At 51.0% G+C, this 13905-nt stretch carries 8 protein-coding genes; 2 read left to right on the top strand and 6 right to left on the bottom strand.

All coding sequences use genetic code 11. From position 1 onward, the window contains the following. Positions 1–23 precede the first annotated feature (23 nt). From NATSA_RS08945 to gltX, 4 genes are all read right to left on the bottom strand, one after another. Positions 24–1448: a YfcC family protein gene (locus tag NATSA_RS08945; protein WP_210511825.1), complete on the bottom strand. Its 1425-nt coding sequence runs from the start codon at positions 1446–1448 to the stop codon at positions 24–26. A 69-nt stretch (positions 1449–1517) separates the two neighbouring features. After that, entirely contained in the window at positions 1518–3566 is a 2049-nt protein-coding gene (locus NATSA_RS08950; protein ID WP_210511827.1) for a Na+/H+ antiporter NhaC family protein, read from the bottom strand. A gap of 38 nt (positions 3567–3604) precedes the next feature. Further along, positions 3605–4756, bottom strand: coding sequence for a T9SS type A sorting domain-containing protein (locus NATSA_RS08955; protein WP_210511829.1), 1152 nt, complete (start codon positions 4754–4756; stop codon positions 3605–3607). A 196-nt stretch (positions 4757–4952) separates the two neighbouring features. Further along, positions 4953–6680, bottom strand: a complete 1728-nt coding sequence (gene gltX / locus NATSA_RS08960) for a glutamate--tRNA ligase (protein ID WP_210511831.1) — start codon at positions 6678–6680, stop codon at positions 4953–4955. Positions 6681–7083: 403 nt separating this feature from the next. On the opposite strand from gltX, the gene NATSA_RS08965 reads away from it, so the two are divergent. After that, positions 7084–7836, top strand: coding sequence for a WbqC family protein (locus NATSA_RS08965; protein ID WP_210511833.1), 753 nt, complete (start codon positions 7084–7086; stop codon positions 7834–7836). A 104-nt stretch (positions 7837–7940) separates the two neighbouring features. On the opposite strand, the gene NATSA_RS08970 is transcribed toward NATSA_RS08965, so the two are convergent. Together NATSA_RS08970 and NATSA_RS08975 are read right to left on the bottom strand one after the other, a co-directional pair. Next, positions 7941–9383 carry a sugar MFS transporter gene (locus tag NATSA_RS08970; protein ID WP_210511835.1) on the bottom strand — a complete coding sequence of 481 codons (1443 nt, stop codon included), beginning with the start codon at positions 9381–9383 and terminating at the stop codon, positions 7941–7943. A gap of 73 nt (positions 9384–9456) precedes the next feature. After that, entirely contained in the window at positions 9457–10413 is a 957-nt protein-coding gene (locus NATSA_RS08975) for an ROK family protein (RefSeq protein WP_210511837.1), read from the bottom strand. Between the two features lie 554 nt (positions 10414–10967). On the opposite strand from NATSA_RS08975, the gene NATSA_RS08980 reads away from it, so the two are divergent. Then, complete coding sequence (locus NATSA_RS08980) at positions 10968–13886, top strand: FAD-binding and (Fe-S)-binding domain-containing protein (RefSeq protein ID WP_246481765.1); 2919 nt, start codon at positions 10968–10970, stop codon at positions 13884–13886. Positions 13887–13905 lie beyond the last annotated feature (19 nt).

Below are 13905 nucleotides of genomic sequence, written 5' to 3' on the forward strand. Positions count from 1 at the left end.
TGTACGTTCCAGCGACAGGGGGATCACGAGTAGCCCGTAAACACGGCAATTGCAATGGCAATCACGGCTACCAGATAGAACCAGAGCAGCCGCGGTGCCAGCCATGCCGCCCATGTGCTCCACGGTACTTTTGCCATCCCGAGAACCGCCATGGTGACCCCGGATGTCGGTATGATCATATTTGTGATTCCGTCACCCATCTGAAACACAAGAACGACCGTCTGACGTGTCACGCCAACCAGATCCCCGAGAGGAGCCATTATCGGAATGGTCAGCGCCGCCTGACCGCTGCCGCTGGGGACCACAAAATTGATCACCGACTGCACGATCAGCATAATTTCAGCGGATACCACCGGATGCCAGCCTGCAATGGCATTGGACATGCCATACAAAATAGTGTCAATAATTTGTGCATCTGTAATGAGCAATAAAATTGAACGGGAAAGCGCGATAACGACTACCGCTCCAAGTACATCCTTCATGCCCTCAATGAATGCATTTGCCGCTTCATTGCCGGAGAGGCCGCCAAGTACGGCAGATATCACCCCGAGCGCAAAGAACAGTGCCGCCATTTCGGCAATGTACCAGTCCAGACTTGTAGCACCGTATATCAGCAGCACGATGCCGGCCGCAAACACAATCAAAATGGACAGCTGATTCCAGGTAAACGGTTCGTTGTCCTCCTCATTGGCCGTCAGCTCTTCGTCACGGCTTTTGTCCAGTTCATATACCGGGGATTTCGCAGGGTCACGATGAATGCGCCATCCGTAAGAGCTGACAATCCAGATAGCAACAGCGGTAGTTGCAAGCCACAGCAGAATACGAAATTCCCATCCCGACAATAACGGAATCTCAGCCAAACCCTGCGCCACACCCACCGTAAAGGGATTGACCACAGCACCGGCAAATCCCGCACTGGCCCCGATGAACGGCACCGAAACGCCCACAATCGAGTCATATCCCAGTGCCAGTGCAAGCGGTACAAAAAGCGGAATAAATATGATCACTTCCTCCGACATCCCGAATACACTTCCCATGACCGAAAAAATGATAATGAACACGGGTATGAAGAACGGCCGCAGGAAATCGTTGCGGTTGAACAGAATGGCTGCCTTTTGAATTCCGCGGGCGAAGGCGCCTGTTTTCTGGATGATGGAAAAGGCTCCGGCAACAATGAAAATGAAGGTGATAATGAGGATGGCGAAGGAGTCGGTAAACCCGTTGATCGGCGCCATCAGCAGTTCAATGATACCGGCGGGCTCGGACTCCACCCGCTCAAATGAGCCCGGATCCACGACCTCTCGTCCCTCTTTCTCCACGCGCTCATAGGCCCCTCCCGGTATAACCCAGGTCAGTGCAGCAAAAAAGCACAACAAGCCAAGTATAAGAATGATGGTATTCGGAGCCCGGAACCGGGTCAGCCAGCCGGCAGCACTTCCTTTACTCATAACTTCGCATGGTTAATTTCGATGGAATCATCAAGTATACGTCACCCGTATAATTTTAAAAAGTATCAATTACCCCTCCCCGAACCGCACGGGCTTTCCAAAACGGTATACTATACCAACCATAACTGCCATCGCCAGAGGATAGATCATCCAGACCGGCAATCCGATTACCGCGGATGCGATCATCGCCAGAACGCTGAGTCCGCCGACAACCAGCGCATACGGAAGCTGCGTGTTGACATGTGTCACGTGATCGCAGTGACAGGCAAGGGAACTGAGGATGGTCGTATCGGAAATCGGAGAACAGTGGTCGCCCCAGACTGCACCGGCGAGTACGGCGCTGACGCTGCTGTAAATGAGCGTCTGTGTTGCTGCAGAATCAAGTCCGGCCGTATCGCCAAGCGACCAGGTCAGCGGAAGCACCAGTGGCATCAGAATACCCATCGTACCCCAGCTTGACCCTGTTGCAAAACTCGTAACACCTGCAAGGATGAAAATGATAACGGGTACCCAGTACGGACTCAGAATTCCTTCCAGGAGCGATACCAGAAACCCTGCCGTATCCAGCTGCTGGGTGACCATGCCCAGCGACCAGGCAAGCACAAGAATAATCAACCCTTCGAACATCAGGTGCATGCCCCTGAACATGCCTTTGAACATCTGTTCGATGGTCAGCAGCCGCTGGCTGACCGTCAGTACCGATGCAAGAAACAGGGAGAAAACGGATCCCCAGACCAAGGCGGCATAGGAGTCGGATGTTCCAGCAATCTCCTGCAGCGTATCACCCTCACCGGTCACCCAGAGTCCGGCCATGGTTGCGATGATGAGTCCGAGTATCGGGATTGCTGCGTTCATCCAGTGGGAGACCCGGCCGGAGGCGCCGTTATCTGCTGCATCAGCAGGTTTCTCATCCTCCTGGTCTTTAACCTGTGATGAGTCCCTGCCGTCGGCGGCCTCCTGCTCCACTCTGCGCATCGGACCGAAATCACGTCCGCTGTATGCGATGACGGCAACAAAAATGATGGCCAGGAACGCGTAAAAATTGTAGGGCAGCGAGTTCAGGAAAATGAGATAGGCGGCTTCCGTAAAACCCGGGATTGCAGATTCCGCTTCCCGGATGTAGCCGACCACGGCTCCGATCCAGGTGGATATCACGGCAATGATGGCAACCGGAGCCGCGGTAGAGTCAACCAGATAGGCAAGTTTCGCGCGTGATATGCGCAGCTGGTCGGTCAGCGGACGCATGGTGCTTCCGACGACCATCGTATTGGCATAATCGTCAAAGAAAACGGCGTAGCCCAGTCCGGTTGTCGACAGCTGTGCCCTGCGGCGCGTAGTTATCAGCCTGGTGATGGCATGGACGATGCCGCGGGTCCCGCCGTTGGCCCCGATGATGCCGACCATGCCGCCGATCAGCAGGCTGAAAACCAGAATGCTGACGTGATCGGCATCGGCAACGGAGGGAATAATATATTCGCTTACTGATGTGAAGAATGTCGTGAATACGGCAGGCAGGGATGCTCCGGAAACGAGCCAGGCGCCCATCCAGACGCCGAGAAACAACGCCAGCAGCACCTGCCGGAGCGTCAGCGCTATGACGATCGCAATCACGGGCGGCAGGATGCTTATCCAGCCAGCACTTTCATCCGCTTTTCCAGTTATCCCCTTATCTGCATCTTCCTGGCGATCTGTTTCATCTTCAATAGCGGACCGGTCGAATTCGCGGTCTTCAACAGAAACATCCAGTTCCAGATCGTCGGGACTTACAAAGTCAGCCGTATCCTGATCCTGACCGGTTTCCGTTAATGCCTCTTGTTCTGTGTCTGAGCCTGGCACGAATCCCTGCTCTGAATCTGATCCTGACTCAGACCCCGGCTCTGATTCAAACTCTGATTCAGATTCCGGCTCTGCTTCTGCTTCTGCTTCTTCTTCCGGCTCACTGCAATCCGGAACACTCTCAACTTCCTCTATATTGTCAAAAGTAAAATCCTCGCAATCCTCTTCCGGTGTATCTGCCTGCAGCGGTATAAAGGACAGGAGCAGCACAGATACCGCCAGAAAAGACGCAAAGGTCCGGTTTGACCGCCGGGAGGGCGGCCCTGCTGGGCATTCAGCCATTCGATGCTCAGTGACAGGCCGGGTTTGGATGGTCAGAATTATTTAATCAGCATGAATTGCCCGCCCGGGGAGACGGTCCGGGATTCCCTTTCGGCGGTGAATTGAATGCGGTAAATATACGCACCACTGGAGAGATTGTCAGCCTGATAACGGATGGCATGTTTGCCTGCGCTCATGGAGCGGCCGGAAACTGGTATATCGACCAGCCTTCCCTGCTGGTCATAAATCCGGACATCCACCGATCCGGGCTCAAAAAGTTCAAAAGAAAGCGTTGTGGCTGCGTTGAACGGATTCGGAAAATTGGCATTCAGCGTGATCATACCCGGCTTTTCAGCCTCCGCCTCCTGATTGTCCGCTCCGGCCGATGTATCTCTGCTGTCATCAAATGATTTCAGCACAATCTCACGGCCTTCGATTTGTGCGAATTCCATCTCAATTTCCAGATCGTTGTCCCGGAATTCGATGATTTCCGGCTCTGATTTTTCCCTGACGAGGCCATAACCCGTTGCAAACTGGAACGTAATCCCGTAATCATCCAGCAAGTCAAATGTAAAGGGCGTTTTCTGACCAAAAAACTCGACATAAACAGTTACATCTATGGATAAAGACGGACGAAATGTCACCACTTCCAGATCTCCGTAAGGCAGTTCCAGCAGCTCGTCATCTTGCCGCTGGTTGGATACCCTCAGCGTCACATCCATCGAATCAGACACCGCCGGCACTTCATCTTTGATCTCTTCCGGAACCGGTATTGTTACTTCCTGCTCGGTCATGAGCCACCCCTGTCCGATTCCCGCTGACAACCGCATGACATCCAGCCGGGCATCCAGGTCAATATCAAGGCCAAACTCATCAAAAAAACTCAGGTCGACAAGCCCCTCCAGCGTGGTGTACAGAGTATCGCCATGGGCATTGAAGTTATAGGGGAACGGATCGGCTCCTTCTTCGCGCCGGTCGAGATCATAGCGTATGTGGTCCGGTGACTGCTCATCCAGAGATAGCAGACGAATGATTACATCGAGGCCGTCATCCTGAGACTGATCATCAGGATCGGTTATGGTTTGATCAAACCGGCTCTCGGCCGGATATGCCCCAGGCATGTAATCAGCCGCATTCTGGGACAGGGATGCCACCGGAAGTGTCGTCATCAGAAAAATGAGCAACGTTCCGGCAGCGTTTGAGATAGTCATCTTTTTCCGGGGCAGAAACATAATCTCAGGGGTAGTTTTGGTGGATGTTGCAGTGAAGCTTCGTTTGTGAAACCTCATAAATCAACCGTGCCGCAAGTATAAATGGTCTTATTCATTCGTGCAAGCTACTAATAATTCATCAGTAACGCATCCGGCAAAATTCCGGAAGGCGAATAACCGCAGCTGCAGCACGAATTCATCCAAGCTTGTCAATGGCGGTATCGAGTCTGCGGACCACCTCCTCCTGCCCCAGCAGCTCCAGCGCCCCGAAAAGATCGGGCCCGGACCCCGAGCCTGTAACGGCAATGCGAAGCGGCATCATCAGCTTGCCGAAGCCGACACCTTCTTCCTCAATGACTTCAGACAGAATCGATTTCAGCTCCGCGGCCTTGAATGAAGCCGAGTCCAGTGCGGAAATCCGGTCGCGATATCTGGCGACCCGGTCTGCCGTACCCTCTTTCCATCCTTTTTTGACCGCTTTTTCATCATATTCGGCAGGCGGCTCAAAAAAGAAACGTCCGGCATCCAGGAATTCAGGGAGCCGCGAAACCCGCTCCTTAAGCAGGCTCACCATTCCGGTCAGAAAATCCTTGTCTTCGATGAGTGCCTGCTGCTGCGGGGACAACTTCTTCACATCACTCTCCGCACCGGGCAGCCCCCGCTCCTGAATGATCATTTCCAGTTCCCCGGCCAGTTCTTCATCACTGCGTCGGCGCATATAGTGCTCATTGAACCAGAGCAGTTTTTTAAAATCGAATATGGCGCCGCTTTTGCCCACCCTGTCCAGGGAAAACTCCGAAGTCATTTCCTCCAGTGTCATTTCCTCACGATCCTCACCGGGACTCCATCCCAGCAAAGCCAGGAAGTTGACCACGGCATCGCGCTCATACCGCTCACGCCGGTAATCACGGACATTTACGGGGATACCCTCTTCTTCGGCTTTGCGCTTGGACAATTTGCCGCCGCTTGGTGACATGATGAGCGGCAGGTGAGCCATGGAAGGCGGTTCCCAGCCAAGATACCGGTACAACAGGATGTGCTTTGGAGCCGAGCTGAGCCACTCTTCACCGCGAATAACATGTGAGACAGCCATTTCGTGATCATCGACCACATTTGCGAGGTGATAGGTCGGCAGACCATCGGCCTTCAGCAGTACCTGATCGTCAAGTCCATCGGACTCAAATGAAACCGGTCCGCGCACAAGGTCATCAAACCGGATGGTTTCTCCTGCCGGTATTTTCAGCCGCACCACATACTCAGCTCCTTCCTCAATCATCTCCTGCATCTGCCGGGCATCCATGGTCAAACTGTTGCGCATCTCCATACGTGTTTGTGCATCATATTTCGGCACCGGATTGTCAGCGGTTCTCAGGCGCTCGCGCATTTTTTCAATCTGCCCGACGGTGTCGAATGCATAGTAGGCATGACCGGCATCCACAAGCTGCCTGGCAATTTCGGCATAGCGTTCGCGGCGCTTGCTTTGATGGTAAGGCCCGAATGTTCCTTTATACTCAGTCTGCGCATTAGCCTTGCGGGTTCCGTTTTCCGTGCTTTCTGTCGTTTTCCCGGATTGCTGATCTCCGTCAACCGCACTTCCTTCACTGCCGGCTTCGCCTGCATCATATTCAATTTTTGAAATTTTCCTCGGTTTTCCCCCGGCAGCATCGGCGTCTGAGGACTTTTCATCTTCACTTATTACAACCGGTCCTTCGTCCGGATGCAAACCCGCCCAGGCAAGACTTTCCAGAATATCCTGTTCCGCTTCCTCAACATATCGAGCCTGATCGGTGTCTTCGATGCGCAGTATGAACGTTCCGCCATGCCGGCGGGCGAAAAGGTAGTTGTACAGTGCGGTTCGCAGACCTCCAATATGGAGCAGTCCTGTTGGTGATGGTGCAAATCGGACACGGATATCGGAATTCATATGTCTTTCCTGGTTGGTTTTTCTTTTAATTTCGGTTCAGTCTGATCTGTTTGTGCCCGCTTCTCCCCGGCAGAGCCGCGTTTCTCCCGGTGACACAATCGGGTACATATCATTTCTGAACTTCATCTTTATTTACCCAAAGGTACAAGTATTGTACCTGCTTTTCATCCGTGAGAATAAACACCGGCAAATTTTGCTTTTTTTATGAAACCGGGTCACTCCCCTCTGCTCTTGCATGAAACTCAACTTTTTTCTTAATGCGTACTGCGATATTTTCGGTTTGCGATTCAATATATCGGAATGTTCATTTTGCCGGCAATGATGGGGCAACAGGCTTTTTGCCCCTCGCTTGTTGCGTATAAACATACAGGCCGGACAGGCTGATAACGTCAAACTGGAAAAAATGCCATCCATGACACCCGATTCCGGAAGCGGCAGCTCCAGACCGGCAGCGGTGGCGCTTTTGCTGCCGGGATATTCTCCGGATCTGGAGTGGCTGGCCCGCGCCCTGCTGGCCGGTCATATAATTCTGGATGATGAACATCCGTTTTCAAGAAAAAGCCGGGTTCACCGAACGAAAATCCGCACCCCTGACGGACACCAGTGGCTCACCATACCGGTTGCAACCGAAGATCGCCGAAAGCCCGTCAATCAGGTAAGAATCGACCATGGCCGCCCATGGCTGAAGCATCACTGGCAGGCCCTTGAATTCAATTATCGCAACAGCCTCTATTTTGATTACTACGAGCCGGAAATCCGCGCGGATCTGGAGGCAGCATCGGAGTGTGAGATGCTGCTGGATGCGGTCCGGCACATGATGGAGCGGCAGTTCACCTACCTGGAATGTTCTATTTCCTTTGACTGGATGAGTGAGCTGAAAAGCAACTGTCCGGAGTCAGCTGAAACGGATTCCCCGGCAGAAACACCTGGCCGGATGCTTTCCGGACACACTGACTTGCAGGATCCCGTCGTTTGGCAGGAGCCCCGGAGCCGCAACTACCAGAAGCCGCACCCCGATGCGGCCGGTACGGAGTTTTGGATCCCGGAATACCGCCAGCACTTCCCCGGTTTTGTACCCGGATGCGGCCTGCTTGATGTATTGTTTGAATACGGACCTGACGCCTGGCAGGTCCTGGACAGCATTTCGATCAAATAAAGCAAAGGCCGCCTCCCTTCCGGATCAAAGGGAAACGGCCTTTGGCATTGTCTGATTCATGATGATGAACCAATCCGGTTCACCTCATGCCTGATCATTGCTCATTACTCTTTATGAGATGGATCAGCACCCATTGTTGGTGACGGAGCTGCGGCAGCACCCTCCTTGGGTTTGATCTTGCTTCCGACCAATGCGAAGAACAGGATATAAGCGTAGCAGATAACAGGTACGATGAATGCCACTTCAATATTGTAAAGATCCGCAACGGCTCCTGTTACAACCGGGACTATCGCGCCACCTACAATCATGGTATTGATGATACCCGATGCCAGACTGACTTCGCTCCTGTCCAGTCCTTTAACTGCAAGAGAAAAGATATTCGGGAACATGATTGAGTTGAACAGACCAATGGTCACAATCGTCCACAGCGCCAAACGTCCTGTAGACAGCATGGAAGTTATTGCCAGAACCATTGCTACAATGGCAAAGATAGCAAGGATCCGGTTGGCATTGCCAACACCAAGTTGCATCAGTCCATAATTAAGGACGGCAAATCCAAGAAATACCATCGCCATCTGCAGGTTCCAGTCAAGCGTATAGAAACTTACAATGAATGCCCAGACCAGGACACCGAGAACCATCAGCATCTTGGTTTGCTTGTTCTTTATATCGGACATCGAAATGGCCCCGAACAGACGGCCGATCATGGCACCTGCCCAGTAGAGTCCTACGAACTGAATTGCAAGAGACCGGCTGATGCCTCCGCCAAGGTCCGGCTGCACTATATAGGATGATATGGCGGTTCCGATACTCACTTCGGCTCCCACATAACAGAAGATCCCGAAAGCGCCAAAGAGCATGTGTCTGTACTTGAAGGTACTGGAGAAATTGCCTTCACCTTCCTGGCTGAGATTCGGCAGCCGGATCCATGCTACGGCAATACCGATAACCAGGGTTACCCCTCCGATAATCAGAAAAGGAAGCAGCAAATCACCCGGCTGAACCGCAGCTTCTGCAATGACTTCCTCGACCGCACCGTCAATAGCTTCGGCAGGTATGATAAGCGCTACAATGAAAAGCGGCGCCAGCCAGGTTGCAATTGAGTTCAGTGACTGGGTGAGATTCAGTCGGCCGGAAGCTGTTTCCGACGGACCAAGCTCTGTCACATACGGGTTGGCAGCAGTCTGAAGCAGAACTGTTCCCAGTGAAAGAATGAAAATGGCACCCAGGAAGAAAGGGTAGGATTCCAGTCCGATTGCAGGATAAAACAGGAATCCGGCCACCGCATAAATGAGCAGTCCTGCAACAATGGAGTTTTTGTATCCAATCGTCTTGACTACCCAGCCTGCTGGTATTGAAAAAACGGCATATGAAATAAAAAAAGCTGAGTTAACCAGAAATGCCTCGGTATAACTCAGGTCAAATGCTTCCATTACGGGGTCACTCAGCGTAATAATAAACGTAGTGACAAACCCGAAAATGAAGAAGACCATGGAAATGAATACCATTCCCACTTTCATGGTTTTACTGTCCAGATTGTTTGACATGATTTATGATTTGATTAATAATTGACCTTATTGATGATAATCCCCTTCTGCTGACTGAGCTGCATACTTTCTGCTACTTGACATCTTTCCAGATAAGTGAACTTGATCCCAGCACGGCGACATTCCGGTCCATAAGCTGAGATGGCTTGACATCAACCTTACCCTTAAACGGACCCATTACAAATTCTTCGAGATATTTCTTCGTGGGCTTCAGAATGTAGTCACCGGATTTGGCAAGACCCCCAAACAGGAAGATTGCCTTCGGACTGGTATGGGCAACGGAATCGGCAAGTTTTCTGCCAAGAATTTTCCCTGTGATCTCAAAGGCTTTGAGAGCGACCGGGTCATCTTTTTTTGCTTCATTGTATATCAGCTCCGAATCCATCTCATCGAATGAATACTTTACCAGATTGGATCCCCTGCTGTCATGAGCAAGGAGCTCAAACACTGTTCGCTTGATGCCGGGCGCCGAGACATAGGTTTCCAGGCATCCTTTGTTTCCGCAGCCACACTGCCGGCCATCCACTTCAACATTGGTATGTCCAAGCTCACCTGCAAACCCGTCATGTCCGTAGACCAGATCACCATTGACAATAATTCCGCTTCCCAAGCCGGTTCCCAGAGTGATCATGATAAAATTGTCGATGCCTTGTGCACCACCGTAAACTTTTTCCCCGAGTGCCGCTGCGTTGGCATCATTGGTAAGACGCACAGGAACGTCGTAGTATTTGTTAACCATCTCAGCCAGCGGAATGATGCCCTTCCAGTTCAGGTTCGGAGCATTCTCAATGGTTCCGCGGTAAAAGTTTCCGTTAGGAGCTCCGATTCCGACACCAATAACCTTGCAGGGGGCCTCCAGGTTTTTTTCACGCTCCTTGATATCCTTGAACAGATTTGCCAGGTAATCCTCGATTTTGTCAAATTTGTCACTTGGCGAGGAGCCCTCTTCAAATATTTTTCCATCTCTGTCTACAAAGCCAAATTTGGTGAACGTACCGCCAATATCTATCCCTACGACGTATTCTTTCATGGTATTTATCCTGTGTTAGTGATATTCAATAATTAAATGCGACTCAAATGTATTTGCCGGCTGTAAGTATTTGCAACAAAGATGTGAAAAATAACTTAATAAATGCAACCGCTTTTCTAAATAAAAAAGTCAGTTATTGTTGAATCTGACAGTATCATGTCGTTCTGTTTTTAATCATAAAAACGAACAAATCCTTGCAAAAAACCTCAAAATGCAAAAATTTTGCCCTTGTTTTCACATCCGGAACATGCATGCCGGATGATTGCACGGCATTTCTTTTACCATATCTGAACCCATTTTGCAATCATTTCCGGATCGTTACTGTAATTCAATTCTGTATTGATAGCAACCGCCACCTGTCAGACATACGTTTCTTACCTGTTGAATTACTGCCTGAATTTGTATCTTTCCACAGTTTTACCAATATATGCACCTGTATATCTGACCCCTGCTCACAACTGCAGGAATATCAACACCCTGTCAATTATTACGGGACAGAAAATTATTTCAGAATTTGCAATTGATTACGATCGCCTGAAAAACATCATTTTTTTATGTCTACCTCTGCTTCGAAAACGGCTCACTCGCCTTCTCCCCTGACATTTTATACCGATACTCTTACACGCCAGCTTTACTCGAGTGACGCTTCCCTGTATCAGGAGCTGCCTTCAGCAGTTACGTTTCCAAAATCGCCTGAAGACCTGATACAGCTTCTGGATCAGGCACGAAGTAAGAATCTATCTGTCACCATGCGTGCTGCCGGTACCAGCCTGGCAGGTCAGACTACCGGTGATGGAATTGTTGCCGATATTTCCCGTCACATGCACCACATACTGGATATTGATGCGGACAACCGCACCGCCAGGGTTCAGCCGGGAGTCATCCGGGATCAGCTGAACCGGGAAGCCGGCAAACACGGACTGCTCTTTGGTCCGGACACTTCCACGACCGACCGGTGTATGCTTGGCGGCATGATCGCCAATAACTCCTGCGGCTCCTACTCCATCAAATACGGAACGACAAGAGAGCATGTCATTGAACTTGATGTCATTTTAAGCGACGGAAGCCGCGCCACTTTCAAACCGCTTGACGAAGATAAGTTGCATCAAAAAATGGAGTCGGACACTTTCGAGGGTAAAATTTACCGTGAGATGATTTCCCTGCTGAAAGATAACAGGGATCTCATCCTCGAAAAGTATCCCCACCCGGAGGTAAAACGCCGCAATACCGGATATGCGCTGGATAAATTGTGCGAAATGCATCCGATTACACCCGGCGGACGTCCGTTCAATATGTGTGAAATGCTGTGCGGGAGCGAGGGTACACTTGCGTTGTTTAACGAAGCGGTCGTGCGCCTCGAAAAGCTGGAGAAGCACAAACTGCTGCTCATTCCTCAGTTTGAATCACTTCACGAGGCCCTGCGCAGCACCGTCGAAGCCGTTGCATTCGATCCCGCTGCAGTGGAACTGGTCGATCAGTTCATCCTGGATGCTACGAAAGGCAATGTCGAACAGAACCGAAACCGCTTCTTCCTGGAAGGCGATCCCAAGGCGCTGTTGATTATAGAGTTTCAGGGTGATGACATGGATGAGCTTCGCGATCGGGCAAACAGTCTCAAAGACCGGCTGAAGGAAAAGAAGCATGGCTATGCACACAGTATCATGGAGCAGCCGGATGAACAGGCTCGCGTGTGGAATTTGAGAAAAGCCGGACTTGGTCTGCTCATGGGCTATCTTTCCGACTCAAAATCACCCGAATTTGTTGATGACACTGCGGTAAGGGTGGAAGATCTTCCTGACTACATCGCCGACTTTCAGAAAATTCTGAAAAAGCATGACACCGAAAGCGTCTACTACGCCCACGCTTCCGTAGGTGAACTGCATCTGCGACCCATTCTCAATGTCAAGACACAGGAAGGCATCGATAAAATGAAGGCGATTGCGGAAGAAGTTGCCGATCTGGTCGCCAAATACCGCGGCTCTCTTTCCGGTGAACACGGTGACGGCCGGCTTCGGTCACATCTTATCGAACACATGGTGGGACCGGAAATCATGCAGCTGCTGCGCAGAGTCAAAACACTTTGGGATCCGGACAACCTGCTGAACCGGGGCAAAATTATAGATCCTGAGCCGATGGACACAGACCTCCGCTATTCTCCGGAATATCCGGAAATTAAGGTGGATACCGTATTCAAGTGGCGCGCTGAAAACGGATTCGGAGAGGCACTGGAGTTGTGCAATGGTGCCGGTGTATGCCGGAAAAAAGCAGAAAGCGGCGGTACCATGTGCCCTTCCTACATGGCCACGCTTGAGGAAAAGGACAGTACCCGCGGCCGCGCCAATGTATTTCGCCAGATTTTCTCAAACCGCCAGCAGGATGGATTTACAGCTCAGGAAATCAAGGATGCCCTCGATTTGTGCCTGAGCTGCAAAGCGTGCAAAACAGAGTGCCCGGCAAATGTGGACATGGCCAAAATGAAAGCCGAGTTTACCCACGGCTGGCATCAAAAAAACGGCACCTCGCTCAGCTCGCAATTTTTTGGGAATGCCGCCCTGCTTTATCCTCTTGCCGGCACATTTGCTCCGCTTGTCAATTACATCAACAGCCTTGCGCCCGTAAAAGGCATCTATCAGTATCTGCTGAATGTCCATCCGGAACGCAAGCTGCCGGATTTTGCCTCTCAGACCTTCATGAGCTGGTACAAGAAATTCCGGCGGTCTAATAAAATGCGCCCTGCAGATGAAAACACAAAAAAAGTAGTACTGGTTGTGGACTGGTTTACCGATTATCACGAGCCATCTGTAGCAAAAGCGGCTTTGCTTGTGCTTGAGCGACTGGGGTGCCATGTCCATGTGGTTGGTCCGCTTGAAAGCGGCCGGACACACCTGTCGCGTGGCATATTAGACAAGGCAAAAACGATCGCCCAAACAAATATTAAAAAAATGAAGCCGTACGTTGATTCGGATTTCCGGCTTGTCGGACTTGAACCCAGCGAAATCCTTACTTTCCGGGACGAGTTCCTTGATCTGTGTGACGATGATCAGCTTGAGGATGCCAGAAATGTAGCCGCCGCATCTTTCATGTTTGAGGAGTTTCTGACTGACGAAATTGATGAAGACCGGTTTTCTGATTGCTTTAATGGTGTCGGTCAGCAAGTACATGTTCACGGACATTGTCATTCCAAGGCCCTGGTCGGAAACAGTCCGGTTCTGGAGGCGCTGAAACGAGCCAATTATCTTCCTGTCGAAATGAAAACCGGCTGCTGCGGAATGGCCGGCAGTTTTGGCTATGAGGAAAAAAACTACAAAGTGTCCATGGATATCGGTGAGCTGACACTCTTTCCTCAGATCAGGAAAATCAATGATAATGGTATCATCTGCTCTCACGGCTTTTCCTGCCGGCATCAGATATCCGACGGTACCGGCAGAGAAAGCCGGCACACATCGGAAATAGTCTGGGACAGCAGAAAATAAGCCTCAAGCCTGTTGCAGC

The organism is Natronogracilivirga saccharolytica, assembly GCF_017921895.1.
GTDB classification, from domain to species: domain Bacteria; phylum Bacteroidota; class Rhodothermia; order Balneolales; family Natronogracilivirgulaceae; genus Natronogracilivirga; species Natronogracilivirga saccharolytica.